This window comes from Salinibacterium sp. AL4.1 (genome assembly GCF_059767305.1).
Window position 1 is genome coordinate 317183 of sequence record NZ_JBSOQK010000002.1, and the last position, 26962, is coordinate 344144.

A 26962-nucleotide genomic window follows, 5' to 3' on the forward strand; every position below is an offset into this window, starting at 1 on the left:
GAGCCTTTCAATTGGCGGCGCGCAGCGGAGATTCTGCGGCCATGGCTAATGCGCTCGTGAGCGCATTATGGAGGTGAACATGAGTGGCGTGAGCGGCAAGCTCAGCGTCGCGAGCGACGATGGCGTGCACGATAAGAAGGTGTTCGCGAGCGGCAGCAGCCAGCCGCTCGGGGTTGTCTTTGGCGAGGCGACGCACGCGCACCAGATGGGTGCGTAGTGAGTTCAGCGCGCCCGTGAGGTAGTCGTTAGCCACCGCATCGTCCACGGCGCTATCGAAACGGCGCACGAGATCGAAGTATGCGCTGCGGTCGCTATCGTCGCGCGCCAACATCTGGGGCACGGCCTCGAACTCGCGCTCGAGGTCAGCAAAGGTTCTGCCGGTGTGGTGCTCAGCAGCTAAGCGCACGGCCTTCACTTCCAGCGCCCTGCGCACATCGAAAAGTTCGCGGATGTTGTTGACCGACACGTCGGTGACCACAAGTCCCCGACCGGATTGGCTTGCCACCAGCCCATCCGCCATAAGCCGCGACAGCGCTTCGCGCAGCGGGGTGCGAGACACCCCAAGCCGCGCCGCTTGCTCGACTTCGCCCAGGATCGTGCCGGGAGCGAGTCGCCATTCAACGATGTCGTCGCGCAACGCTTGGTAGGCGCGCTCGCTAGCTCTGAGTGGTGTTGCCATGCGCACCTCCTGAGCCAGCGAACTCAGCGCAGGGCAAGAGCCCCAAAACGCGAGTTTGTATACAAGAACTTCAGTCTAGGCCTGATTCAAGAGAAATCAAGCGAAATTCTCGGTGAACTGTATACAGATCAGCGCAGTGCGCGAGCCTCGAGGTAGGCGGCGAATGCTTCCCGACTCGTTTTACTCGGGGTGAAGCCGAAGGTGCTCTTGAGCGCAGCGTTGTCGAGCACAGGCCGATACAACAGAAAGTTGACCTGAGCAGGCTTGTGGGGCGTGAGTTTGAGGGCGTGGCCAACACCCAACGCCACAGTGAACAACCACGGCGGAATCACAAACATCTTCTTGCCGAGCGCGCTCGCGATCTCCGCGACCGTCATCTTGCCGTTTCCCGCGACATTGAAAATTCCGGCCGGGCCACCACTGGCGGCACGCACCATGACCTCGACGACGTCATCCACCCAGACGAACACAAACGGGCTGTCTGAGCCAGCGAGCTTCAGCAGCCGCTTTCCCTCCCAGAGCGCAGTGATCTGATTGTCGACCGCCGGGCCCAAGATCGTGCCGATACGAAACACGGTCTGCGTCAGTTGCGGGGCCGTTTCGCGCAACTCGGCCAGCATCTCTTCGACCATCCGCTTGTGACGGCTATACGGAAAATCATCGTTGCCACGAATGGGGTCGCTCTCAACAATCCACTCGGCATTATTCGGGTGGTAACCGTAAGCCGCACCACTCGACGACACGACCACGCGCTCAACCCCGGCCGCGACGCAGGCGTCGAACACGGCGCGCGAACCCTCAACGTCGACCGCAAATTCTTGAGTGACTGTGGTGCTCTTGCCCGGGTTGACGATGGAAGCCAGGTGAACGACCGTGTCGATCTCGTGGCGACGCAGCAGCTCGGGCAGATTGGGGGCATCCGTCACATCAACGCGCTCGTACAGCACACCCGGCAGTCGCACGCCGGGGCTGGGAGTTCGAATATCGGCGCTGACCACGCATTCAATGGCGTCGGATGCAGCCAACCCTGCCACTACCGAGGTGCCCAAGAATCCGGTGCCACCCGTCACAAGAACTCGACTCACGCGTGTGCCTCCGCTTCGTTTGCTGAGCTACCGGAATTCGGCCCCGAGCTGTCTGTGGCACCCCGTGCCTTGCGGCGGCCCCACCAGGTCGCCAGTGCGAGCCCGGCGATGATGTCCCAGATACCCCACCATCCCGCAACAACGGCCATTCCGCCAAGTCCCCCAAAGAAGGTGAACACCAATCCCAACCCGAGACCCGCGTTGCGAATTCCCACTTCGAACGTCACCGCTTTAGCTTCGTAGAGCGCCAGCCCGCCGAGGCGCGCGCTGGCATAGCCGAGGCCGAGCGCGACCGCATCGTGCAAGAACACGGCAAGAAGAACAACGCCGACATAGGCAATGAAGAACTGGAAGTTGCCGGCGAGCGCCGCAATAATGAACCCCAGCAGCGCCAGCAGGCTGATCCATTTCACGGTGGGCTGAACCTTCTTGGCGAATGCTGGCCAGCGGTTCTTGATTGCAAAACCGAGCACGAACGGCAGCCCAATAATCAGTACGATCTCCAGCAGCATCTGCCCACCGTTGAGACTGACATTTTCAAGAATCGCGGATGCTGTGGGGTGCCAGCCTCCCCACAACGACAGGTTCACCGGCAACATGACGATGTAAATCACGTTGGTGACCGCCGTCATCGAGACCGAGAGAGCAACGTTGCCCCGCGCTCGATAGGTGAGAACCTGGGAAATATTTCCCGGTGGACAACACGCGACCAGAATCATCCCGAGCGCAATAGATGGCCCGACCTGCAGCAGTAGCGTGAGCCCGAAAGTGACGGCGGGTAAGAGCACGAGTTGAGCAACGAGGGAGATCGCGAAGGCGCGGGGAGCTTTCAGTACCGCTCGAAAGTCGTCGATGCGCGTATCGAGGGCGATACCGAACATGATGAGGCCGAGCACAATGCTCAGCGCGATGAGCGAGCCCGGACTGAAGTTGAGCAGCGCATCATCGATGGTCATGACTGTTCCTTAATATCGCGCGCCTTACGGGTGAGGGCCTCACGAGCGCGCCGCACTGCGCGCCGGTAGGCATCCTTATTGACGTAGTACGACATGCGTTCCAGCGCCAAGTACTTGTAGCCGCCGGTGAGATCGGGCCACGGTTGTTCAACCTGCGCGCGAAAGTGGGCCGCGGCCCGGGGAGCGTCGTCTTGAGCGGCGAGGTAGGCCGCGAGCAGTTCTGCTTGTTCGTACCGGCCCTGCCACCCGATGCCGCTGGCCTCAATCATTCCCATGACATAAAGACCATTGAAGCTTGGCGGGAAGATATTGAGATAGAGCTCGGGGGCGAGGGAAGACCAATTAAGGTGTTCGCGATCAACGAAGGGGTAGTCCAAGGAGTAACCGGTAGCCAAGACAATGAGGTCATAATCGGCTTCCGTGCCATCCGTAAAGTGCACGGTATTACCGTCAAAGCGCTCCGGCGCGGGCACCACTCGCAGGTCGCCCTGACCGAGGTGCCCCAGCACCAGCGTGTTCACAATGGGGTGCGACTCATAGATCTTGTAGTCCGCGGGCGGAAAGCCGAATTTCACGGGGTCGCCAGTGAAGGCCTTCAACACTCGCGTGTCGACGAACTGCTTAATCTTCGCCGGCAGCGGTCGGCCCTGGTTCAAGGTGTCCGCTGGTTTGCCGAACAGGTACCGCGGCACAAAGTAGTAGCCCCGCCGCACGCTCAGATCGATGCTGTCGGCGTGGTGCACAGCATCCACCGCGATATCGCAGCCACTGTTGCCCGCGCCCACGACCAGCACGCGCTTGCCTTCGAAAATGCGTGCCTTCTTGTACTCACTCGAATGAATAATCTGACCAGCAAATTCACCCTCGAACTGCGGGATGCTGGCATGGGCGAGCGTGCCGTTGGCCAGGATGACGCCATCGAAACGTTTCGTTCGCGGCACATAGCCTCGGGTAACGCTCGTGACATCCCAGCCGCCATCGTCGGTGGGCTCGAGGCGCTCTACCGTGGTGTTGAAGAGAAACTTCTCACCGAGGTCGAAGCGATCGCTGTACGCCCGAAAGTACTTTCGCAGCTCTCGATGGCTGGGGTAGTCGGCTGTCGACTGCATCGGCAACTCACGAAACTCCGTCGTCGTGCGTGACGAAATTAGATGCGCCGATTCGTACATGGTGCTGCGCGGGTTATCGATGTTCCAGAGGCCTCCGACGTCGGCGGCAGATTCGAAGCCGACATACGCGATGCCTGCCTTGTCGAGAGCGCGGGCAGTAGCAAGTCCCGAAGGACCAGCGCCAATAATGGCGATGGTTCGAGGCATCCATTCCTCCCGGGTGAACAACGTTATTCAAGGCGTTTCCGCAGCTTACTAGACCGCATCTGGCGAGTAGACCAATTAGTCGGGGCGTAGGCTTTTTGTTGCACGAACCGAACCCAGTGCTAATACTGGGCGTGCAAGATACCCGACGGCGATGACCCGAAAATCGCCGATCTTGCACAAGGGGACCTAACCATCATGCCCAAAAATCCTACGGTTGCGCCTGCCCGGCGTCGCCAATGGGGTGCTGAATCGCGCCTCGAACCGCTGCCCACTGTTCATCCCGCGCCGAGCGATCGCACCATCGCGCTCGCTCGCCTCGCCATAGTCGCCACTGTGCTGTTCTGGTTGACGTACGTGATCTATACGATCCTGCGCCAGTTCATCAACAACGGCACCGAGAGCTTCCGCTTCACCGCCGAAGCAGTGTCGTACCTGATCGTGGTGACGTTCTTGACGTTCTCCGCGCTCATGTATTTGATTGCGCGCCACGGCGCCTACCAGCGCTTCCGGGCGCACGCTCGAGTGCCGCGCGCCGAGCTCGACCGCCACTTCGCCGACAACCAGGGCTCGATCACCGTGCTGGTTCCCAGCTACAGCGAAGAGCCGGATGTCGTTCGCGCCACCCTTTGGTCGGCCTGTCTCCAGGAGTACCCGAGCCTCAGCGTGGTGCTCTTGCTCGACGACCCGCCCTTCCCCAGCGATCCGGATGCCGCAGCACAGTTGTCGAAGTCACGGTTGCTGACAGAACAGATCCAGTCGGAGCTCGCAGTACCGCGTGCACGTTTTATCGGGGCGCTCTCGGCCTTCGAGCAGCGTCTCGAACAGAAGCGGCCCCTGGGCCTCTCCGAGGTCGACGATCTTGCTGACGAGTATCGCTGGGCCGCCACCTGGCTCCAGACCAAGGCCGCGAACGAGCAGCGCATCGACCACGTCGATGAGTTCTTCGTATCGCAGGTTCTGTTGGGGCTTGCGGACGAGCTGCAGCTCACCGCGGATGCTCTGGGTGCAGCACTCGACGAGCGCATGGTTCCGCCGGCAGCGCGATTGCACGAGCTGTACCGCCGCCTCGCACGCACCTTCGACGCCACGCTCTCGACATTCGAGCGCAAGCTTTACGCCTCGGTCTCGCACGAAGCGAATAAGGCGATGAACCTCAACGCCTACATCGGGCTCATGGGCGGCAACTACCGCCCCGAAGAAACTCCCGATGGAACGGTGCTGCGCCCCGTCGCACGCGCCGAAGCTGGCGACCTCTCTATTCCCGATTCGGAATACCTCCTCACGCTCGACGCCGACTCGTTGTTGCTCCGCGACTACTGCCTGCGTCTCGTCTACCTGCTCGAGCAGAAGGACAACGCTCGCGTTGCCGTCACCCAGACCCCGTACTCCTCCTTCCGAGGCGCAAGCACACGAATCGAACGTCTTGCCGGGGCAACGACAGACCTGCAGCACATCCTGCATCAGGGCAAGTCGTACTACGGCGCTACCTTCTGGGTGGGCGCTAACGCCGTCATCCGCAAGGCTGCTCTGGATGACATTGTCGAGACCGAAACCGAGGGCGGCTTCACCGTCAAGCGCTTCGTTCAAGACCGCACGGTCATCGAAGACACCGAATCGAGCATCGACCTCGGAGCTCACGGATGGACGCTCGTGAACTACCCCGAGCGCCTCAGCTACAGCGCGACTCCGCCCGACTTCGGCTCGCTCGTCGTGCAACGTCGTCGCTGGGCGAACGGTGGATTGCTGATCATGCCGAAGCTCCTGCGCCAAATGCGCGAGCGTCGCGCTCGGGGCGAAACCGTGCAGTGGACCGAATTCTTCCTCCGCGTGAACTACATGACCTCGATCGCGTGGGCCAGCTTCGGCCTCGTGTTCCTGCTCGCGTACCCCTACGACAGCCGTCTGCTCAGCCCGGTCGTGCTGCTTGCCGCTGTTCCCTATTTCTTGTCAATGGGAGCAGACCTTCGCTACTGCGGGTACAAGTTCACTGACATCTTCCGCATCTATGGCTTCAACCTGATTCTGTTGCCCGTGAACCTGGCCGGTGTCATCAAGTCCATTGAGCAAGCGATCACGAGCAAGAAGATTCCCTTCGCCCGCACCCCGAAGGTGCGTAACCGCACCGCGACGCCCCTGCTCTACGTGATCTCGCCCCTCATCATCATCGGCTTCTCGGCCTTCACGTTTTGGCGTGACCTCAATGCCGAGAACTGGGGCAACGCCGCGTTCGCCGCCTTCAACACGATTCTCGCCGGCCTCGCACTCGTCTCCTACATCGGCATCTGGAACACCGTGGTCGACATCTGGCTGGGTGTCACACGCCCGCTGTTCGTCGAGCGCGGCCCCAAGAAGTCGAAGAAGAACGAGAGCGCTGTCCCCGAGCCGACAACGCTCGACTGGCGCTCGATCCTGTACTACGGCGATGACAGCGGAGTGCACTCCAAGGTGCGCGACTCGATTGTTTTCGCCGAAATGCTCCCGCCCGTTGACGAAGCAAGAGAGGTGCGATCATGAGTTCCGCAACCCACCGACTCTCCTTCTGGCGACTAGTTATCGCTGCGATCGTAGCGATCGCTGTCGCCTCCGGAGGCTTGTTTGCCTACCAAGCGTGGGCATCCACGCAGGCTGCTCCGGCGCCCGACCCGTGGTTCGCTGCGTACGTGGACGTCACGGCCACGCCCACCTATGAATTCGAAGCCGCGACCAAGGAAAGCGGTCAAGAGGTCATGCTCTCGTTCATCGTCGCCGCTACCGACGATGCCTGCACCCCCACGTGGGGCACCGCCTACACGATGGATGAGGCGGCCGTTTCGCTCGACCTCGACCGTCGCATCGCTCGCCTACAGCAACAGGGTGGCGACGTTGCGGTCTCCTTCGGCGGGCTTCTCAACGATGAACTGGCGACCGGATGCACCGATCACGACGCCCTCGTCGCTGCCTATAGTTCCGTGCTTGACCGCTACGCGTCCACGACGATCGACCTCGATATCGAGGGTGAGAACCTCAGCGATACCGCAGCCGGTGAGCGCCGCGCAGCAGCCATCGCGAGCCTTCAGCAGTCGCGTCGTGCCGCTGGCGACGACCTCGCGGTCTGGCTCACGCTCCCCGCTGCCACCTTCGGCCTTACCGAGGAAGGCACGACCGCCGTCGCCCAGATGCTCGAGGCCGGCGTAGACATATCGGGCGTCAACATCATGACGATGAACTTCGGTCAGAGCCTTGCCGATGGAGAAACGAGCGGAGAAGCATCCATTCGTTCGCTTCAGGAGACGCACCGCCAGCTCGGTGTGCTCTACGAACAAGCCGGGATCGAACTGACGGATGCCACCCCGTGGACGAAGCTCGGCGCTACCCCGATGATCGGCCAGAACGACAACGAGGCTGAAGTCTTCACGATGGACGACGCCGCGACCCTCAACGAGTTTGCTCTCGAACAGGGTCTCGGTCGCATGTCGATGTGGTCTCTCAACCGCGACACCACGTGTGGCCCCAACTACGCCGACGTCACGCGCGTCTCCGACTCGTGCAGTGGCGTTGCGCAGGGCGATCTGTTCTTCGCCGATGTTCTTGCTGAGGGCTTCGACGGCCACGTCGCGAGTTCAGCCAAGACCATCACCACCGAAGAACCCTCCGATCCTTCGGACCTGATCGACGACCCGGCGACGAGCCCCTATGCGATCTGGGCAGAAGAAGCCACCTACCTCGAGGGCACCAAAGTCGTTTGGCACCACAACGTTTACCAAGCCAAGTGGTGGACGCGCGGCGACCTTCCCGACAACCCCGTGCTGAACGCGTGGGAGACTCCGTGGACCCTCGTCGGGCCCGTGCTTGAGGGGGAAACCCCGGTGGAAGTGCCCACACTGCCCGAAGGAACCTACCCCGCCTGGGATGGAACCTTGGTCTACGAAGAGGGCGACCGCGTGCTGTTCGACGGAGTCCCCTACGAATCCAAGTGGTGGAATCAGGGCGACAGCCCGGCAGCGTTCTCGTCAGATCCCGACGGCACCCCGTGGATTCCGCTCACCACTGAGGAGATCAAAGCGGTCTCCGATCCGGATGCTGCAGAACCAGCATCCGCTTTAGCTCCAGCCAGCACAGAACGATGAATTTCTCGTTCTCAGCTCGGTTGGGTACGGGAGGCAGGGCGGCGAGACTCGGGTTCGTCGCCGCCCTGTTGCCTCCGCAATACGCTTCGACCGGCAGCCGCTAGAGGCTAGCCGCTTCGCGTTCTGTTCGACGTCGGCGCTGCTCTTCGGGATCGGGCAGCGGTACCGCGGCGATGAGGCGTTGCGTGTATGCCTCTTGAGGGTTGCGCAATACTTGGTCGCGCGTGCCCTGCTCGACGATCTTCCCGCGATGCATCACAGCAATGCGGTCGGCAAGAATGTCGATGACGGCCAGGTCGTGGGTCACGAATAGGCAGGCGAAGCCCAACTCCTTCTGCAGCTCTTGAAAGAGCTCGAGAACCTTCGCCTGCACCGACACGTCGAGTGCGGATGTCGGCTCGTCGGCCACGAGCAGCTTGGGGCTGAGCGCGAGCGCACGGGCGATGCCGACGCGCTGACGCTGACCGCCCGAAAGCTCGTGCGGGTAACGGTTACGCATGTGGGCCGAGAGCTGCACACGATCGAGCAGCATGCTCACGCGAGCTTCTTCATCTTTACGACTGAAGCCGCCGCCGAGGCGCAGCGGTTCTCCGATGCTCTCGCCGATCGGCATCCGAGGGTTCAAAGAAGACCCCGGGTCTTGAAAGACGATGCCGATGTCGCGTCGAACAGCGCGCAAGTCGTTCTTATTAATCCCGACCATGTTGGTGCCGACGATGTCGAGGGTGCCCTCCACAGCAGGAAGTAGTCCCACGACGGCACGCCCAATGGTCGTCTTGCCTGAGCCAGACTCCCCCACCAGACCAAGAACTTCGCCCTGGCGAATGGTGAGGTTGATGTCATCCGCAGCGCGGAACGCTGGCACCCGCCCACGCTTGGGGTATTCGATCGCGACGTTGGTCATCGTCACGACCACTTCGCGATCATCCTTTGAGACCGATGCTTCGCCGGCTTCACCGAGGTGAGGAACCGCTGCGAGCAGGGCCTGAGTGTACGGATGCGTGGCTCCGGCGAACAGCGAGTCTGCTGTTCCCGTCTCCACAACTTCGCCGTCCTTCATCACCATCACGCGGTCGGCGAGGTCGGCGACGACCCCCATGTCGTGGGTGATGAGGATGATCGCGCTGTCGAGTTTGGAGCGCAAGTGGTGCAGTAGCTCCAAGATCTCGGCCTGCACGGTCACGTCGAGCGCCGTCGTTGGCTCGTCAGCGATGAGCACGCGGGGATCGCACGAGATCGACTGAGCGATCATGGCACGTTGGCGCTGACCTCCCGACAACTGGTGCGGGTACGAGTCGAACGCCTTTTGCGGGTCGGGAAGCTCCACCATCGCGAGCAGTTCAAGGGCGCGCTTCTTGGCATCCACCCGCAGCATGCCGGGGTTGTGCACTTGAAGCGCCTCCACGATCTGGAACCCGATCGTGTACACGGGGTTCAGAGCGGTCATGGGCTCTTGGAAGATCACGGCGATACCGGCACCGCGCAATTGGCGCAGACGGTGCAGAGATGCCCCGACCAGTTCTTCACCGGCCAACTTCACGCTGCCCGAGATGCGGCCGTTTTCTGGCAGAAGTCCGAGCAGACCCATGGCGCTCGTGCTCTTGCCCGAGCCAGATTCGCCCACGATGGCGAGCACTTCGCCACCCTGCAGCGTGTAGCTCACGTTTTTGGCGGCGGTGACCCATTCGCCCTCGACCCAAAAGTCGACACCGAGGTCAGTGACCTGGATCGCGGGAACCTTCGCGGTTGCCTCGGTAGTAGCTGATTCAGTCATCAGGAGTCTCGCCTTTCACCCTGGATGCGTGGCTCTCGTGGGAACATGGTTCCGTGTCGCCAAACTTCACCCTGCACTCGCGATTCGGGCGCGTACTTTCGATTGTTGTCATTGCTGCCTTCGCAGCGGGACTTCTTGTTACAGCTTTTCAAGGCCGGTGGCTGGATGCTCTGCAGGTCGCGCCCGTCTTCGGACTGCTCAGCCTGCTCACGTGGGGCATGTTCTGGCGCCCCAATGTGCGCGTCACGGCGTCGGGTGTCACCCTGCGCAACGTGCTGCGCACCATCGAGGTCGCGTGGCCCGAAATTCGCCGCATCGACACCAAATACGCTCTCACCCTCGAGACCGCGCACGGCACCGTCACGGCGTGGGCTGCGCCCGCTCCTGGCCGCCATGCCGTGTTCAGCGCTGTGCGCCAAGACGGCAAGAACCTGCCCGAATCGAGCTACCTTGCGGGCACGGTGCGACCCGGCGACCTCATCACGTCGGATTCCGGTCAGGCTGCATACGTCATCCGCAAGCACTGGGAGCAGTTGCGCGATGCTGGACATCTGGATGACGCCACGAGCGAGTTCACGAAGCTGCGAGTCGCGTGGCACTGGCGCACCATCGCGGCTCTCGTGGCGCTGATTCTGCTCAGCATGCTCACGACGTTCGGCTAGCTGCACCGCGATCACTTGTTCGACGTTCCATCGCCGGGACGCGCACCGGGGCGTGCTCCAGGAACGTAGGCCTTGAAGAAGGTACCGATCTCGGAGCCCAGGCTACGCTGACGCGGTACGCGCTTCTGGCGCGGGTCGAAGGCGTCGCGCAGACCATCACCGATGAAGTTGATGCACAGCGCGATAATCACGATGAAGAGTCCTGGCCACCAGAACAGCCACGGTCGTGTCTTGAACGCCTCGTTGTATTGGCTAATGATCTGGCCGAGGGAAATATCGGGATCGGTGATGCCGAAGCCGAGGAAGCTCAGCGAGGTCTCGAGCAGAATGACGGCGCTCATCAGCAGCGTCGCACTGACCACGATAACGCCCACCGTGTTGGGCAGGATGTGGCGGAAGATGATGCGGAAGTCGCTCGCTCCAGCCACTCGGGCCGCATCCACGAACTCGCGCTCGCGCAGGCTCAAGAACTCGGCGCGCACGAGTCGTGCCATTCCCGTCCACGCGATGAGGCCGATCATGACGGCCAACAGGAACGCGTCGCCACCGATCGTCTGGCCGAGAACGGCACCGAGGATGAGCAGCGGCACGATGATGATCACGTCGGTGATACGCATGATGACCTGGTCAACCCAGCCGCGGTAGTACCCCGCGAGGGCTCCGAGAACAACGCCAATGACGGTCGAGATGACTCCGACGATGAAGACAACGTTGAGCGATTGCTGCATGCCGCGCATCACGCGAGCGAAGACATCCTTACCGGTGTTGTCTTGCCCGAAAGGGTGCTCGCCGAAGCTGAACGGCCACCACGTAAAGGTCGGCGCACCGCCGGGGAGCACGATGTCGTAGCGTTCCCACCAGGTGAACCCCCACCATCCGGGGATGCGGAAACCGTCGACGATGAGGCGAGTACCGGTGGGGTCTGGCGTGAGTTTTCCGGTTCCGCCGATGACGGTGCCCACCGAGGTGAACGCGAGCAGCACGAGGAAGAGCAACACGAACACGGAGACAACAGCACCGCGGTGCTGCAGGAAGCGGCGGCGCACGATCGCGCCCTGACTGAGACCTACCGTGGCGCGCTGTTCAATGCTGAGTTCTTGGCCCACCGACTGTTCGTCGACTACGGGCTTCTTGTCGGTCATGATCAGCTCACCCGAATTCTGGGGTCGAGTGCCGAGTACAAGAGGTCGGCAATAACGTTGAAGATTACGGCGAGGATGCCCGTGACGAGGAAGAAGCCCATCACCAGGTTCACGTCGATGCGCTGAAGTCCCTCGTTGAAGAGGGAGCCCATCGCCTGCCAGGCGAAGACTCTTTCTGTGATGACGGCACCACCGATCACCGCCCCGAAGTCGAGCGCAATGATGGTCGCGATCGGGATCATGGCGTTGCGGAAGGCGTGACGCATCACGACGGTTCGTTCGCCGAGTCCCTTGGCGCGAGCAGTGCGCACGTAGTCCTGGTTCATCACGTCGAGCAGGCTGGCGCGAGCGTAGCGCGTGTAGGCCGCCAGCGAGATGATCATGAGCGCGATCGTGGGCAGCAGCATGTGGGTCAGCGAGTCGAGCATGTTCAGCCACGTGTCATCCACGCGGCGGATGGCGGGAGTCGAGGCACCGATCGTCGCAATCACACCGTTGCTGAGCGGGATACGCGCAACGTACTCATCCCAGCGGATGAACATCTGGTCGAGCACGAGTGGAAGCACGCCCAAGCCACCGACGATGGCGGCGGTACGAGCGACGACAGCCTTGCCATCACCTCCGACGAAGAACCCGACGAGCAGACCGAGCCCCACCAAGATGGCGAGCACGAGCAGCACCGTCCACGGGCTATTGACGTAGTAGAAGAGGAACTGGAATGGCCAGCTCAAGATGACAGTGAGAACAACGATGATTCCGACCGCGAGCAGAGCACGACGGTTCTGGAAGCCGGTGGAAGTGAAGAGCACGACCGCGCCCGTCGCTACCGACATCAGCGCAATTCCGACGAAGCCGATGGAGGGGCTTTCGAACCAGCGCGTGACATCGAGAAGGATGAGCAACGCGGCAACGCCGCCGCCGACGCTCACGAAAGAAATGACTCGTGTTCGCAGCTCGCCGCCAACGACGGACGAGGCGATGAAGCCCATCACGATGCCAATGATGAGGATCGACCACCACGGTATGACGGGGTCGCCGAGGAACGAATTGAACTGAATGGCGCCGAACTCTTTGAGGAGCACCGCGACCCAGAAGATGGGCAGCGAGTAAAAGACGAAGGTGAGGAACGTGACGACGTAGTCGTAACCGCTGTACTGACGAAGCGCGGTTGTCATTCCGATGGCGACACCGATAACGATCGCGAGAATCGTTGCGGCGAGTACCAGTTGAAGCGTGGAGCCGAGTGCTCCACCAATGGCTTCGATGACGGGTTGTTGGCCGCGGGCCACCGAAATACCGAGGTCACACTGACCAATGAAACAGGCCCCGACTCCTCCTAGCCAGGAGAAATAGCGAAGCACGGGTGGCTGGTCAAGATTGAGCAGCCCACTCAAGTACGCAATTTGATCTTGAGCGCTGGGATCTCGACTGCCACGAAGATCTCGAAGCGGATCACCGGAATTGGCGGTTAGTACATAGACGATGAATGAGGCCACAAGCAGAACTAAGAGAGTGGCCACAAGGCGCCTGGCGACAAAGGTCAGCACCGGAGATCCTCATTTCGGGGGCATGCAAAACGGAACAAAAACAGCGCCGCGGGCGCGGCAAGAACGTGCGCAAGTGGGCCGGACGTATAGCCCGACCCACTCGTGAGCGCTACCGAGTGATTACTCGGAGTCGGTCGGTGCCCACTCCCAGAAGTTCCAGAAGTAGGTCGGCGACAGCGGACTCGGGTCCACGTTCGTTACTGAGTTGTTCCAGACGGTGATTCCGGGGAACTGGAAGATGGTGACGCCGTAGGCGTCTTCCCATACCAGCTTCTCGACCTCAACCTGGATCTCGGTCTGGACGGCGGGGTCCAGCTCGGTCTCGAGGTCCTTGAGGAGTCCGTCTACCTCGGTGTTGGAGTATCCACCGAAGTTGCTGGGCTGGCCGGTACCGAGGTACTGGTCAGAGCCGGTGAGCGCGAGGCTCGTCGACTGCCAGGCGAAAATAACCGCATCGTGCGGGTTGATCGGCAGTGCTTCCTTGTCGGTGAAGGCCCAGGTGGGCTCCGAGTCGTCAACAACCGTGAAGCCGGCAAGAGCAGCCGACTGCTGGATGAACTCGAACTCTGATGCACGACGGACGTTGCCCTCGGGGTACCAGAACTTGACCTCAACGGGAGTAGTTACTCCGGCGTCAGCAAGCAGCTGCTTAGCGCCTTCGATGTCGACCTCGGCGTAGTCAGCCGAACCGTTGGTGGAAGCGATCTCGTCATAGCCGGGAGCACCAGGAATCTGGAGTACCGAGTCACGCAGACTGGCGTTTTCGTTCAACGGCACGATCAGCTTGTCGAGGATCTCCTGACGAGGAATGACCTTCAGGAATGCCTGGCGAACTGCCTTGGCCGTGTCTTCGTCTCCGCCGTAGGTGGCGGGGTCGAAGGGACCACCGTTGTTGAACGTGAGGTCAACGTGCTCGTACGTCGCTTCATCCGCGGTTACATAGTCAGCGTTGTCGAGTCCCTTGACGAGCTCAAGCACGTCGGGAGTCGGCTGGCCGGCTGCAATCTGAACGTCACCGTTCTCGATGGCCTGAACCTGAGCGGTCGAGTCCTCGATCTGACGAACAATGATGCGTTCGTACTTGGGCGAGGGACCCCACGTGTAGAGCTCGTTGGCCTTGAGCGCGACGTACTCGTTTTCTACGAGCTCGTCGAGAACGTAGGCACCGCTCGAGAGAGCGACGAGGGGGTTGTCCGGAGTGCTCGGCGCTTGGTAAGCGTCGTTCCACGCCTTCGCTACCGGGGTCAGCCATTCAACGTCGTCGTTCTGAACTGCCTCGACGAACATTTCCTTTGCCTCCTCGGGATCGGTGATCTCGGGGTAAGCAAGCGACACGACACCGTGAGCGGCAACACCGAGGTCATACTGGATCTCCCAGTCAACGTAGGCCTTGTCGTACACGATCGTGATGCTCTTGTCGTCGATCTCCGGCAGAGCCGAAGCGAGGTCACCACGCGGGTTGGCGTGGGTGAAGAGCGGAGCGCCCTCAGCATCCTCAACACCGGCGAAGATGGTGGTCCACGCGAGCAGCAAGTCAGCGGAGTCGATGGGGGTTCCATCGGACCAGGTGACGTTGTCGTTGAGCGTGTACTTGACCGTCAGCGGGTCATCGCTCGTCTTTTCGAACGAACCGAAGTCGGTGTTACGCACGAGAGCAGGCTCGCTGTTGTAGTAGAGGAACGACGAGTTCATCATGTACAACACAACGGCGTTAGCGGTGTTGTTGCCCGCTGCGCTGCTTCCGTTGAAGTTATCGATCAGGTCATTCCACGCCACCGTGATTTCGGTGTCGGCAATAACTTCTGATTCATACGGCGGAGTACACCCTGTTAGGGCGAGGGCTCCAGCCGCGAGCACAGCTATGGCAGCTGAGACGCGCTTCTTCTTCATCTTTCCTCCAGTAGAAAGGTGGTCGAAGGGACGGTGTAGACCAATCCCATGGCGGCCATTACACCGTATTGCTGAACGTCAAGGCAATAGAAACTGACGATTCGCACAATTCGCAACAAGAACGACACAATCCTGCGCGGATTACTGTGTCTACCCCACAGCGGGGGTGATGCGCGGATGAGCGAAGGGTGAGAGGCCACAGCATATGTGGCCTCCGCGGGGGTGCCCCGCAATGTGGCCGCGCGGCCCTTGCGCGCGAAATCGCCGACTCGGCGAATGAAAGTGGTGACACAAGAAATTTACACATCAGAGCAGTGTGGGCTCGCGGCATCCAACTTAGACTTGAAGCCAGCGAAGCCCACACCGGCCGTCACTGTTGCCGCTGGACAACAGAGAAGGAGTGCGCTCATGTCGCCCGAAAATGCCCCGATCACGATCTCGATCGAACGCACCGTCGACCCGGCCCGCATCGCCGAAGCCACCGCCTGGATGCAAACCGGTATCAACCTTGCCACCAGTTATCCCGGCTTCCTTGGCTCAGGTTGGGTGCGAGCCGGCACCACCAGCACCACATGGCACATGCTGTACCGATTTGCGGATGACGCAGCACTCTTGCACTGGGAGCAATCCCCCGAACGTGCGTGGTGGCTGCAGAGCGGCAGCGGTTTTGTGCACGATCAACGCACCGAACGCCGCACCGGGATCGAAGGCTGGTTCGACGAGCCCACCGAGATCACGGTGGAGCACGCCGGGCTCGTCTCGCCCGTGCCCGCCGCTCCCCCGCGCTGGAAGCAAGCCGTCACCATCTGGCTGGGTTTCTTCCCGCTCAACCTTCTCTTCACAGTGCTCGTCACGATGCTGGTGCCCGGCTGGGATGCTCTGCCCGTCGTGTTGCGCGTGCTGCTCATGACCCTCTGTCTGACGCCGATCATGACGTACCTGCTGCTGCCCGGAGTGACACGGATGCTGCGGCGCTGGCTGACGCCGACTAGCTAAGCGAGCGCCCTACCCCAGCAATTTTTTGAGACTCGCGGTGTAGTTGTCGAACGCCGCACGGCCAGGCGACGTGAGGTTGAGATAGGTGACCGGGCTTCGGCCCTGATGGGCTTTGGTGACCTCGACATAGCCGGCATCCTCCAGTTTTCTGAGGTGAGTGGAGAGGTTGCCCGGCGTCATTTCGAGCAGTTGCTGCAGCCGAGAGAAGGCGAGGCGATCACCGGAGGCGAGAGTGGCGAGCGCCGCGGTGATGCGCAAACGCGCGGAAGCGTGGATAACGGGATCAAGTTCATCCATTGTTTTAGGCCAGTCTGCGGAGTTGCAACGCGAACACAACGGCAGCCATCAGCAGGCCTCCACCGCCCACGAATGCCATTAAGAGGTTATTAGTTGGTGCTCCGAAGAAGGGAGAGATCGCCCCAGCCACCAGCAAGATGCTACCCAACACCAGTTGGCTTTTCTCTTGCCAGAGGGCGGCGCCCAAGAAATAGATCATTCCCGCCATGATTCCGAACACCGCGGGAAAATAGAGGGAAGCAAGCTCTGGGGACAACCCGTTCTGAATGAGCCCAGCACCAACGGTGCTGAATCCAGTGCTTGCCACCAGCCACGAGACTCCGTAAACGGTGCCCGCAAACGTGGAGTTGCCCTGCACTCCTGTGCTGATCCGGATGCCGAGAATCGTTGAGATCACGATGGCGCCGCCGATGAGCACAGCGAACGTGACGCGAGCGGGAACCAAGGGCACCGAGATCCATGAGCTGCCGCTCTGCGCCGCTGCCCACAGCAATCCGAAACCGATCAGCCACGCGATTCCCCACACGCCCAGCATCCACGGAATAGGCGAAAGCTGTTGGCGCACCATCACACTTTGTTGGTCGTCGACCAGCTTGAGCATCTGCTCCGGTGAGAGCGCCGACTCATCGTGGTCGACACCAGCCACTTCTACAGAAATCGGAGTGCCGTCATTGTTCGCCATAGTGAACTCCTTTGTGTTGCGACCAAGAAGCCCCGGTTCGGTGTCTCGTTTCGCTATCTACTTTGTAACACAAAGTACTTTGCAAAACAATGATCAATGCTCTGATTCTCACGGCATGGTCGACGGCCTTAAGCTGGACTGTTATGTCTGCCTCCGAAGTTCACTCCGCCAGCAAGGCAGCCACGCTGCCCGCTGACGTGGTCGTGACGTACCCGCCCGAGCTGCCCGTCAGCCAGCGCAAAGATGACATTCTGGCGGCCATCCGTGACAACCAGGTCGTGATCATCGCCGGAGCGACCGGTAGCGGAAAAACCACCCAGCTGCCCAAGATTTTGCTGGAACTGGGTAAGACATCCATTGGGCACACACAGCCGCGACGGATTGCCGCGCGCACGGTAGCGGAGCGCATCGCCGAAGAGCTCGGCACCGAGATGGGTGACCTCGTCGGTTACCAAGTGCGTTTCACCGACCGCGTGGGCAAAAACACGCGCGTGAAGCTCATGACCGACGGCATCCTGCTCAACGAAATCCACCGCGACCGCGACCTCAAAAAGTACGACGCGATCATCATCGACGAGGCGCACGAACGCAGCCTCACCGTCGACTTCCTGCTCGGCTACCTCAAGCAGCTGCGCGCCCGGCGCCCCGATCTCAGCATCATCATCACGAGTGCCACGATCGACCCCGAGAGCTTTTCCAAGCACTTCGATAACGCTCCGATCATTGAGGTGTCTGGTCGCACCTATCCCGTCGAGATTCGCTACCGTCCCCTCGTCGCCGAAGAGCTGGAGGCGGAGGATGCGGAAGAAGAGGCAGCCAACCGTGCCGACCGCGACTACCTACAGGGCATCAATGACGCGCTCGACGAGCTCGCCCGCGAGAGCGACGGCGACGTGCTTGTGTTCCTCTCGGGCGAAACCGAGATTCGGGATGCCGAAGAGGCCATCCGCGGCCGCATCAGCGGCGGCGGGCTGCACGAAGGCACCGAGGTACTCCCCCTCTACGGCCGTCTGAGCGCTGCCGAGCAACACCGCGTCTTCGAGTCACGCCGCACTCCCGGCACGCGGCGGCGTATCGTGCTGGCCACCAACGTGGCCGAAACCAGCCTGACCGTGCCCGGCATCCGCTATGTGATTGATGCGGGAACCGCGCGCATCAGCCGCTACAGCACCCGCGCCAAAATTCAGCGCCTGCCAATCGAAGCGATCAGCCAGGCCAGCGCCAACCAGCGCTCCGGACGTTCCGGGCGAACGAGCAACGGTATTGCGATTCGCCTGTACTCCGAAGAGGACTTCAATTCGCGGCCCGAGTTCATGGAACCCGAGATTCTGCGCACCAACCTCGCGGCGGTCATTCTGCAGATGGTGTCGCTCGGGCTCGGCAACATCGCTGAGTTCCCCTTCTTGCAGCCACCTGATTCGCGCGGCATCAAAGACGGTCTCGACCTGCTGACCGAGCTTGGCGCAGTCGAGAACACCGCCGGCATCCGCACCACGAAAACGTCGTCGAGCGTGAACGGTCCGCGCGCGGGCGGCAGTGCCGGTAGCGCTGCCGCCCCGCGCATCACCCGCATCGGCAAGCAGCTCACGCAGTTGCCCATCGACCCTCGCCTCGCCCGCATGGTGATCGAATCGAAGCAGCACGGCACCACGCGCGAGGTCATGGCGATCGTCGCCGCGCTCAGCATTCAAGACCCCCGCGAGCGCCCCCTCGATAAGCGCCCGCAAGCCGACCAGCAGCACGCTCGCTTCATCGACCCCACGAGCGACTTTCTCACCCTGCTGAATCTCTGGAACTATCTCGAAGAGAAGCAGAAAGAACTCTCGGGCAACCAGTTCCGGCGCCTGTGCAAGAACGAATACCTCAACTATTTGCGGGTGCGCGAATGGCACGATGTTTACCGCCAGCTGAGCCGCATGGCGAAGCCGCTTGGGCTGGTTATTGGCGACGCGCACTCAAACCCCGACGGCATCCACCGCTCGCTGCTGGCCGGTCTGCTCAGCCACATTGGTCTCAAGGATGTCGCGAAGCGCGACTACATTGGCGCCCGTCAGACGCGCTTTGTCATCTTCCCCGGCTCGGCCCTCGCCAAGAAACAACCCAACGCGATCATGAGCGCCGAGCTCGTGGAAACGAGCAGGCTCTTCGCGCGCACCAACGCCGCGATTGACCCCGTCTGGGCCGAAAAGCTCGCGGGCGACCTCGTGAAGCGCAGCTATTCCGAACCGCACTGGGAAAAGAAGCAGGGCGCTGCGGTCGCGTTCGAACGCGTGACGCTCTACGGCGTAACGCTTGCCGCTCGTCGGCGCATCCAATTCTCGCGCGTGGATTTGCCCGCCGCTCGCGAGCTGTTCATTCGTCACGCTCTCGTGGAGGGCGAAGACGACCTCACCAAGCGTGACAAGCGGGTGTGGGGTTTCGACGCCTCCAACCGCGCGCTGCGCCGCGACCTCGAACAGCTCGAAGAACGCAGCCGTCGTCGCGACATTCTGCACGACGATGAAACCATCTTCGAGTTCTACGACAAGCGCATCCCCGCCACCGTCGCCTCGGTTCGCGACTTTGAGGGCTGGTGGAAAAAGGCACGCCACGACTCCCCCGACCTGCTCACGCTCACCACCAACGACCTCCTCGAGAATGCGGATGACGCTGAAGTCGACGAGACCGCCTTCCCCACGACCTGGGTGCGCGGCGATCAGACGCTGAGCCTCACCTACCGCTTCGAACCCGGAACCGACGATGACGGTGTCACCGTCGCCGTGCCGCTCCCGCTACTCGCCGGCCTGCGCCCCGAAGGCTTCGACTGGCAGGTTCCCGGCCTGCGCGAAGAACTTGTCACCGCACTCATCAAGTCACTGCCGAAACCGATTCGCCGCAACGTCGTGCCCGCCGCCGACTGGGCTCGCCGCCTGCTCGAGGAGGCGCCGGCTGATCCCGCTGCTGCCGCCCTCGACGATGGCCCCGGCATCACTGACTATCTCGCCAAAGAGATCGCTCGCCTGACCTATGTGAAAGTGGCGGCATCCGATTTCGATCTCGACAGAGTGCCTGCGCATCTCAAGGTCACCTTCGCGGTGATTAACGAGCGCGGCAAGAAGGTCGGCGCCAACAAGTCACTGCGCAGCCTGCAGGCAAGCTTGAAGCCCGCCGCCCGCGAAAGTGTGGCACGTGCTGTTGAAGGCGCCGCTGGGCGATCGCCCGAGCGTTCGGTAAACACCCTCGAACGTTCCGGCATCACCGCCTGGGATTTCGGCACGCTCGATCGCTCGCGCGACACCAAGCATGGCGGGAACACGATTCGCGCCTACCCCGCGCTCGTGGATGACGGCGACTCGGTCTCTCTTCGCCTTATGTCGACCCCGCACGATCAGGCCATCGCCCACCAGGGTGGAGTGCGTCGCCTGCTGCTGTTGGCGATTCCGTCGCCGCTCGGGTACATCAATGAACATCTCACGGGCAATGAAAAGCTCGTGCTCGCGCAGAGCCCGTACCGGTCAACGAATGCCCTGTTTGACGACTGCTTGCGCGCCTGTGTTGACTCCGTAATGGGAGACCGCGAGGTGTTCGAGCAGACCGAGTTCGAGGCGCTGCGCAACGAAATTTCGGCAGGGCTGGTCGACTCGCTCTTTGCGACTGTCTCGCTCGTGGCATCCATTGTCTCGGGCGTTCGCTTAGCCGATAAGGCAATTCGTGCCGCAACAAGCATGCACTTGATTGCGCCGCTCGGCGATGCGCGCGAACAGCTCGATGCGCTCGTCTACCCCGGCTTCGTTTCGGCTACCGGGCTCACTCAGCTGCGCCGCCTCCCCGTCTATCTCAAGGGCATCGAGCACCGCGTCACGAAACTCACCGAGAACCCCGGTCGTGACCGCGGGTGGATGTCTGAAGTCGAGTTGGCAACCCGCCGCTACAAGGACGCGGGCGGCACGCTACCGCTGGAGCAGCATCCCGAACCGCAGATCGTGCGGGCCCGGTGGATGCTCGAAGAACTGCGCTTGAGCCTCTTCGCTCAGCACTTGGGAACTGCCGAATCGGTGAGCCTCCAGCGCATCGCGAAGGTGCTCGCTTCCTAACCCCTCATTTTCAGCCGCAGGCCTCCCCCACCGGCTACTCTTGAGGCTGCGAGTGGCACGAAAACGTGGCCTCTCTTCTGAAAGAAAGCAGTGCACGCGTGTCCGAAAGCACCACCGACCACCCGACCACCCCCGAGGTTTCCGCCGAGATTGCGCGGTCGTGGCTTCTGGTTGCGGCGACCCGCCCCGAAGACTTCGATGCCGCAGAGCGTTCGCGCGCCGACCAGATCATCCTCGACGTTGAAGACGCTGTTGACCCGCGCCTCAAGCCGAGCGCCCGCGACGCGGTTGTCGAGTGGCTGAGCAATGGCGGCAGCGGTTGGGTTCGCATCAACGACCGCGCCTCTGACTTCTGGTCAGACGACGTGGATGCCCTCGCTGGCCTTCCCGGCTTGCGCGGCGTCATGCTGGCCAAGGCTGAAGCCGCGGCTCACGTCTCCGAAACCTTCGACCGCCTCAAGGGCGTGACCCCGGTGATTGCTCTCGTCGAGTCCGCTCTCGGAATTGAAGAGGCCGTCTCGATCGCCCGCGCCCGCGGCGCGTACCGCCTCGCTTTCGGCAGTGGCGACTACCGTCGCGACACGGGCGCCAGCGCTGACGACCTCGCTATGGCCTACCCTCGCTCACGCTTGGTCATCGCGAGCCGCGTCGGCAACCTGCCCGGCCCGATCGATGGCCCGACCGTCGGCACGAGCCACCCCGTTCTGCGCGAGCAGGGCGACATGGCCGTCTCGCTCGGGATGACCGGCAAGCTCTGCCTCGACATCGAGCAACTCCCGATCATCAATGAGGTCATCAGCCCCACCCGTTCCGACGTGGCGTGGGCTCGCGATTTCTTGGAAGACTTCGAAGCTCGTGGCCGCGTCATCCGCGACGGCAGCGACCTACCCCGCCTCGGTCGTGCCCAAAAGATCGACAAGCTGGCTCGCGCGTTTGGTGTCGAACCCGCCTAAAGCTGTCACTGTCGTGGCTCTTCCCCGCACCCGCACCCGCGGTTAGGGTTGAGCCATGACAACGGCAGTCATTGTTGACGCAATTCGAACGCCTTCGGGCCGGGGAAAACCCGGTGGGGCGCTCTCGAGCGAGCATCCGGTCGATCTTCTGGCCGTGGTCTTGCGCAGTTTGGTCGATCGCCATGATCTCGACCCGGCCATGATCGACGATGTGATGGGTGGCTGCGTCACGCAATCCGGCCGGCAAGCCGCCAACGTCACACGCAGTGCGGTTCTCGCTGCAGGATTCCCCGAGTCGGTGCCCGCCACCACGATCGACCGTCAGTGTGGCTCGAGCCAGCAGGCAGCGCACTTTGCCGCGCAGTCGATCATGGCCGGCGTCAACGACATCGTGATCGCCTGCGGAGTCGAACTCATGAGTACGCATCCCATCGGTCAGGCAACGCTGGGGCAGGGCGGCATGAGTCGCTTGATCCGCAATCGGTACCCCGAAGGTTTCGTTACTCAGGGCATCTCGGCTGAGCTGATTGCTGCACGCTGGGGTCTCGAACGCGACGACCTCGACGTTTATGCTGCCCTCTCGCACGCTCGCGCTGGCGCCGCCGATTTCAGCTCGGAGATTCTGTCGCTCGCAGGGCTCGATCGCGACGAAACCGTGCGCCCCGACACCACCGCCGAGAAGCTTTCGGGGCTCTCCCCCGTCTTCTACGACGCCAAGATCGCCGGTCGTTTTCCCGAAATCCAGTGGCGCGTGACCGCCGGCAACTCCTCGCCGCTCACCGATGGTGCCTCGGCGGCGCTCATCATGAGCGAAGAGCGGGCTGCCGCCCTCGGGCTCACGCCGCGCGCGCGCTTCCATTCCTTTGCGGTGGTCGGCTCCGACCCCATCGAGATGCTGACCGGCATCATCCCCGCCACGCATCGCATTCTCGACCGCAGCGGCATCCGTCTCGACCAACTCGACAGCATCGAGGTCAACGAAGCCTTCGCCTCGGTCGCCCTCGCGTGGCTGCAAGAGTTTCCCGTCGATCCCACCATCGTGAACCCCCGCGGCGGCGCGATCGCCCTTGGCCACGCCCTCGGTTCCTCCGGCACGCGCCTGCTCACCACCCTCGTCAACAATCTCGACGCCAGCGGCGGCCGCTTCGGACTCCAAGTCATGTGCGAAGGCGGCGGCATGGCCAACGCAACCCTCATCGAAAGGCTTTAATGAAAATTCAGGATGCCGCAGCCCTCATCACCGGCGGCGCCAGTGGCCTCGGCTTGGCCACCGCTCGCGCCCTCGCCGCGCAGGGTGCACAGGTCACCATCGCCGACCTGCCCAGCTCCCGCGGAGTCGACATCGCCGCCGAACACGGCTTCCGGTTCGCTCACACCGATGTGCGCTCCGAGGCGGATGTCCAGGCTGCCGTCGATCTGGCAAGTTCCGTTGCTCCCCTGCGCATCGTCGTGAACTGCGCTGGCGTCGCGACGCCGGGCAAGACCCTCGGCCGCAAGGGCGTGCTGCCTTTGGAAACCTTCGAGACCGTGATCGGCATCAACCTTGTGGGCACGTTCAACGTCATCCGGCTCGCTGCGGCCGCGATGGTCGAAACCGAGCCCATCGATGGCGAACGTGGCGTGATCGTGAACACGGCATCCGTCGCCGCCTTTGATGGCCAGATCGGCCAACCCGCGTACGCCGCCTCCAAGGCGGGCGTTGCTGGGATGACCCTGCCGCTCGCCCGCGAGTTCGCGGCGAGCTTGCTGCGCGTGATGACGATCGCTCCGGGAATCTTTGAGACGCCGATGATGGCGGGCCTGCCGCAAGAAGCGCAAGATTCTCTCGGTGCGCAAGTGCCGCATCCGTCCCGCCTCGGACGACCGGCGGAGTATGCCGCGCTCGTGCAGCACATCGTTGAGAACCCCATGCTCAACGGCGAAGTGATTCGGCTCGACGGTGCGATCCGGATGCAACCGCGCTAGCAGCAGCACCCAGATCGGCCGCAGCGAGAACACTAGTCAGAACTAACGTTCTCGCTGCCGCGGAGAACCGCTGGAAGGTTAGAGAACCTTCGAGAGGAACGCTTTCGTACGTTCGTGCTGGGGATTGCCCAGCACCTGGTCGGGGTCACCCGACTCCACGACAACGCCGCCATCCATAAACACGAGTTGGTCGGCGACTTCGCGCGCGAACCCCATCTCGTGAGTGACAACAATCATGGTCATGCCCGATTCGGCGAGACCCTTCATGACATCGAGCACTTCGCCCACGAGCTCCGGGTCGAGCGCCGACGTCGGCTCATCGAACAGCATGAGCTTGGGCTCCATGGCGAGAGCGCGCGCGATAGCCACACGCTGCTGCTGACCACCCGACAAGTGAGCCGGGTAGGCATCCGCCTTGCCCGCAAGACCAACCCGAGCAAGCAGCTCTTGAGCATGCGCGACCGCGGCCTCTTTCTTGACCTTGTTTACTCGGATGGGCGCCTCAATGATGTTTTCGAGGGCCGTCATGTGCGGGAACAGATTGAAGCGCTGAAACACCATGCCGATATCCCGACGCTGGCGAGCAGCTTCGCGCGGCTTGAGCTCATAGAGCTTGTCGCCTCGCTCTTCGTATCCGACCAGAACGCCTTCGACACTGAGTCGACCGGCATCCACTCGTTCAAGGTGGTTGATGCAGCGCAAGAAGGTTGACTTGCCCGAACCACTCGGTCCGACCAAACACATCACTTCGCCCTGCGGCACCGACAGCGAAATGCTCTTGAGTACTTCATTAGAACCGAAGCTCTTCGAGACACGATCGGCGTGCACCATGGGCACGCTGCTGTTAGCCGCGTTCATCATTGGTGCTCCTTTCCGGAAGGGTCGGTACTGGCATCAGAACCGGCGTCGCCGTCGGCAGCGGATGCCGCACCCGGCGTCGAGATGACACCCGTCTTCAGCGTGATTGTTCCTGTCTCGGTGCCTGTCTTATCGGGGCGAGCCTGACCGACACCGCGCGAGAAGCGCTTCTCCAAGAAGTACTGGCCCACCATCAGGATCGAGGTGAACAGCAGGTACCACGCGGAAGCGACGAGCAACAGCGGAATCGGGTCGAAGATCACGACGGAGATGTCGCGCGAACGACCGTAGAGCTCCAAGCTGAACGGGATGGCTGTGACCAGCGAGGTGGTCTTGAGCATCGAGATAACTTCGTTGCCCGTGGGCGGAATGATGATGCGCATGGCCTGCGGAATCACGACGCGAGTCATGGTCTGCATCCACGACATTCCGAGCGCGGTGGCAGCTTCGTCCTGGCCTTTGTCGACCGAAAGGATGCCGGCACGCACAATCTCTGCCATGTACGCAGATTCGTTGAGCGCGAGGCCGATGACGGCCAACCAGAACACGCTGATCAGGTCGTTGGTCTCGAACGAAAGCCACGGCTCCGTGAACGGAATGCCGATGTCGATCGTGGAGTAGATCGTGGCGAAGAGACCCCAAAACACGAGCTGCACATACACGGGAGTGCCGCGGAAGACCCAGAGGTACAGCCAAGCGATGCCCTTGACAACCGGGTTGTCCGAGAGCCGCATAACTGCGAGAGTGACGCCCAAGATGATAGCGATGACCATCGAGTAGACCGTCAACAGCAGCGTGTAGCCCGCTGCCTGTGAAATGCGCTGATCGAAGATGTATTTGGCGAAGTTCTCCCAGCTGTAGGCATCACGCTGCGCGGCATCCAGCACAAAGAGCACGAGCATCGCGACGAGAACGACGGCGACAACATTGCGCCAGGGGTGGCGAAGGCGAATTGCCTTGATAGCTTCCGCTTGATCGGCGCCGTTCGGCGACACCATGTCAGGTGTCGCCGAACGGTTAGAGCCTGATGCAGCCATCTACTTAGCTAGCGGTCGCCGCGTTGATGGTGATGGCGTCGACAGCACCGCTGAAGACTCCCCAGTCATCGAGGATCGACTTGTAGGTTCCGTCGTCGATCATCGACTGCAGTGCAGCCTGAAGAGCGGCAGGAAGCTCCGAGTCCTTAGCGACGGCGATTCCGTAGGGCGCGGTGTCGAAGGAGTCGCCCGCGAGCTCAATCTTGTCGTCGACCTGGCTCACGGCGTACTGCGTGATGGGCGAGTCGGCGCTCATGGCGTCGGCTCGGCCCAGCGCGAGAGCGTTCGTTGCTTCGTCTTGCGTGTCGAACTTGAGGATGTTGATGGGCTCGTTGCCGGCATCCACGCACTCTTGCGACTTCGCAGGAAGCTCGTCGGTCTCTTCGTAAGTTCCGGTCTGAACGGTGACGGTCAGGCCACACGCGTTGGCGGGATCAACGTCGCCGCCGAGTACTTGTGCCCACTGGATGCCCGCTTCGTAGTAGTTCACGAAGTCGACGACCTTCTCGCGCTCAGCGTTGTCGGTGAACGAGGAGAAACCGATGTCGTAGCTTCCGCCAGTGACGCTGGGGATGATCTTGTCGAAGCTGGAGGGCTCGTACTGGGTCTCGAGGCCAAGAGTGGCAGCCATCGCGTTGGCGAGGTCAACCTCCCACCCGATAGGGTTTCCGGCGTCGTCCTTGTACTCGTTAGGAGCGTAGGTCGGGTCGATACCGATCACAAGCACGCCGGCTTCCTTGATGTCATCAGGCAGCAGAGCGGCAGCAGCTTCGTTGACTCCTACGTCAGGAGTGTTGCCCCCGGTGGTGGTTTCGGTGCCCGTGCTGTTGTCGACACAACCCGACAGCATGAGCGCTGCGGCAACAACCAGTGCCGGAGTCACGTACTTGATTCTCATGGTTCAACCTTCTCTATTTCCCGATGAATAGCGGCGTCGGTTACGA

At 61.9% G+C, this 26962-nt stretch carries 21 protein-coding genes; 8 read left to right on the plus strand and 13 right to left on the minus strand.

All coding sequences use genetic code 11. The features are described 5' to 3' along the window. Nucleotides 1-7 precede the first annotated feature (7 nt). The 4 genes from ACWTV3_RS10910 to ACWTV3_RS10925 form a co-directional block, all read right to left on the minus strand. Nucleotides 8-679, minus strand: a complete 672-nt coding sequence (locus tag ACWTV3_RS10910) for a GntR family transcriptional regulator (protein WP_498478233.1) — start codon at nt 677-679, stop codon at nt 8-10. A 128-nt stretch (nt 680-807) separates the two neighbouring features. Next, complete coding sequence (locus tag ACWTV3_RS10915) at nt 808-1764, minus strand: NAD-dependent epimerase/dehydratase family protein (protein WP_498478234.1); 957 nt, start codon at nt 1762-1764, stop codon at nt 808-810. Continuing rightward, the gene (locus ACWTV3_RS10920) at nt 1761-2720 is read right to left on the minus strand and encodes a bile acid:sodium symporter family protein (RefSeq protein WP_498478235.1); all 960 of its coding nucleotides are present in this window, start codon (nt 2718-2720) and stop codon (nt 1761-1763) included. The genes ACWTV3_RS10915 and ACWTV3_RS10920 overlap by 4 nt, the downstream gene beginning before the upstream one ends. Beyond that, nucleotides 2717-4036 carry a flavin-containing monooxygenase gene (locus ACWTV3_RS10925; protein ID WP_498478236.1) on the minus strand — a complete coding sequence of 440 codons (1320 nt, stop codon included), beginning with the start codon at nt 4034-4036 and terminating at the stop codon, nt 2717-2719. The genes ACWTV3_RS10920 and ACWTV3_RS10925 overlap by 4 nt, the downstream gene beginning before the upstream one ends. Before the next feature lie 195 nt (nt 4037-4231). Between ACWTV3_RS10925 and ACWTV3_RS10930 the strand changes: the two genes are divergently transcribed. Further along, complete coding sequence (locus ACWTV3_RS10930) at nt 4232-6550, plus strand: glycosyltransferase family 2 protein (protein WP_498478237.1); 2319 nt, start codon at nt 4232-4234, stop codon at nt 6548-6550. Beyond that, a complete protein-coding gene (locus ACWTV3_RS10935; RefSeq protein ID WP_498478238.1) occupies nt 6547-8142 on the plus strand; it encodes a chitinase in 1596 nt (531 codons plus the stop codon). The genes ACWTV3_RS10930 and ACWTV3_RS10935 overlap by 4 nt, the downstream gene beginning before the upstream one ends. Before the next feature lie 100 nt (nt 8143-8242). Here ACWTV3_RS10935 and ACWTV3_RS10940 read toward each other — a convergent pair whose 3' ends face one another. Continuing rightward, nucleotides 8243-9916, minus strand: coding sequence for an ABC transporter ATP-binding protein (locus ACWTV3_RS10940; RefSeq protein WP_498478239.1), 1674 nt, complete (start codon nt 9914-9916; stop codon nt 8243-8245). Between the two features lie 53 nt (nt 9917-9969). Here ACWTV3_RS10940 and ACWTV3_RS10945 point away from each other — a divergent pair, with 53 nt between their 5' ends. Next, complete coding sequence (locus ACWTV3_RS10945; RefSeq protein WP_498478240.1) at nt 9970-10578, plus strand: PH domain-containing protein; 609 nt, start codon at nt 9970-9972, stop codon at nt 10576-10578. Between the two features lie 11 nt (nt 10579-10589). On the opposite strand, the gene ACWTV3_RS10950 is transcribed toward ACWTV3_RS10945, so the two are convergent. The 3 genes from ACWTV3_RS10950 to ACWTV3_RS10960 all read right to left on the minus strand — a co-directional run bounded on the left by ACWTV3_RS10950 (nt 10590) and on the right by ACWTV3_RS10960 (nt 15157). Further along, nucleotides 10590-11720 (minus strand): ABC transporter permease, encoded by a 1131-nt coding sequence (locus tag ACWTV3_RS10950; RefSeq protein WP_498478241.1) that lies wholly within the window; start codon nt 11718-11720, stop codon nt 10590-10592. 2 nt (nt 11721-11722) lie between these two features. Continuing rightward, on the minus strand, nt 11723-13240 hold the full coding sequence (locus ACWTV3_RS10955) for an ABC transporter permease (protein WP_498478242.1): 1518 nt from the start codon (nt 13238-13240) through the stop codon (nt 11723-11725). A 147-nt stretch (nt 13241-13387) separates the two neighbouring features. Further along, nucleotides 13388-15157 (minus strand): ABC transporter family substrate-binding protein, encoded by a 1770-nt coding sequence (locus ACWTV3_RS10960; RefSeq protein WP_498478243.1) that lies wholly within the window; start codon nt 15155-15157, stop codon nt 13388-13390. A gap of 408 nt (nt 15158-15565) precedes the next feature. Here ACWTV3_RS10960 and ACWTV3_RS10965 point away from each other — a divergent pair, with 408 nt between their 5' ends. Beyond that, on the plus strand, nt 15566-16153 hold the full coding sequence (locus ACWTV3_RS10965) for an antibiotic biosynthesis monooxygenase (RefSeq protein WP_498478244.1): 588 nt from the start codon (nt 15566-15568) through the stop codon (nt 16151-16153). A gap of 9 nt (nt 16154-16162) precedes the next feature. On the opposite strand, the gene ACWTV3_RS10970 is transcribed toward ACWTV3_RS10965, so the two are convergent. Next, on the minus strand, nt 16163-16450 hold the full coding sequence (locus tag ACWTV3_RS10970; RefSeq protein ID WP_498478246.1) for a winged helix-turn-helix domain-containing protein: 288 nt from the start codon (nt 16448-16450) through the stop codon (nt 16163-16165). A 4-nt stretch (nt 16451-16454) separates the two neighbouring features. Continuing rightward, nucleotides 16455-17132 (minus strand): hypothetical protein, encoded by a 678-nt coding sequence (locus ACWTV3_RS10975; RefSeq protein WP_498478247.1) that lies wholly within the window; start codon nt 17130-17132, stop codon nt 16455-16457. 143 nt (nt 17133-17275) lie between these two features. Between ACWTV3_RS10975 and hrpA the strand changes: the two genes are divergently transcribed. The 4 genes from hrpA to ACWTV3_RS10995 all read left to right on the plus strand — a co-directional run bounded on the left by hrpA (nt 17276) and on the right by ACWTV3_RS10995 (nt 24123). Further along, nucleotides 17276-21205 carry an ATP-dependent RNA helicase HrpA gene (gene hrpA, locus ACWTV3_RS10980; protein WP_498478544.1) on the plus strand — a complete coding sequence of 1310 codons (3930 nt, stop codon included), beginning with the start codon at nt 17276-17278 and terminating at the stop codon, nt 21203-21205. A gap of 98 nt (nt 21206-21303) precedes the next feature. Beyond that, complete coding sequence (locus ACWTV3_RS10985; RefSeq protein WP_498478248.1) at nt 21304-22158, plus strand: HpcH/HpaI aldolase/citrate lyase family protein; 855 nt, start codon at nt 21304-21306, stop codon at nt 22156-22158. 55 nt (nt 22159-22213) lie between these two features. Beyond that, the gene (locus ACWTV3_RS10990) at nt 22214-23368 is read left to right on the plus strand and encodes a thiolase family protein (protein ID WP_498478249.1); all 1155 of its coding nucleotides are present in this window, start codon (nt 22214-22216) and stop codon (nt 23366-23368) included. Continuing rightward, a complete protein-coding gene (locus ACWTV3_RS10995) occupies nt 23368-24123 on the plus strand; it encodes a 3-hydroxyacyl-CoA dehydrogenase (protein ID WP_498478250.1) in 756 nt (251 codons plus the stop codon). Before ACWTV3_RS10990 ends, ACWTV3_RS10995 begins: the two co-directional genes overlap by 1 nt. Before the next feature lie 78 nt (nt 24124-24201). On the opposite strand, the gene ACWTV3_RS11000 is transcribed toward ACWTV3_RS10995, so the two are convergent. Genes ACWTV3_RS11000 through ACWTV3_RS11010 form a run of 3 tightly spaced genes read right to left on the minus strand, consistent with a single transcriptional unit; the run spans nt 24202 to nt 26916 of the window. Beyond that, nucleotides 24202-24981: an amino acid ABC transporter ATP-binding protein gene (locus ACWTV3_RS11000; RefSeq protein ID WP_498478545.1), complete on the minus strand. Its 780-nt coding sequence runs from the start codon at nt 24979-24981 to the stop codon at nt 24202-24204. Next, nucleotides 24981-26018 carry an amino acid ABC transporter permease gene (locus ACWTV3_RS11005; RefSeq protein ID WP_498478251.1) on the minus strand — a complete coding sequence of 346 codons (1038 nt, stop codon included), beginning with the start codon at nt 26016-26018 and terminating at the stop codon, nt 24981-24983. Before ACWTV3_RS11005 ends, ACWTV3_RS11000 begins: the two co-directional genes overlap by 1 nt. Nucleotides 26019-26022: 4 nt before the next feature. Further along, the gene (locus ACWTV3_RS11010; protein WP_498478252.1) at nt 26023-26916 is read right to left on the minus strand and encodes an ABC transporter substrate-binding protein; all 894 of its coding nucleotides are present in this window, start codon (nt 26914-26916) and stop codon (nt 26023-26025) included. Nucleotides 26917-26962: the final 46 nt, after the last annotated feature.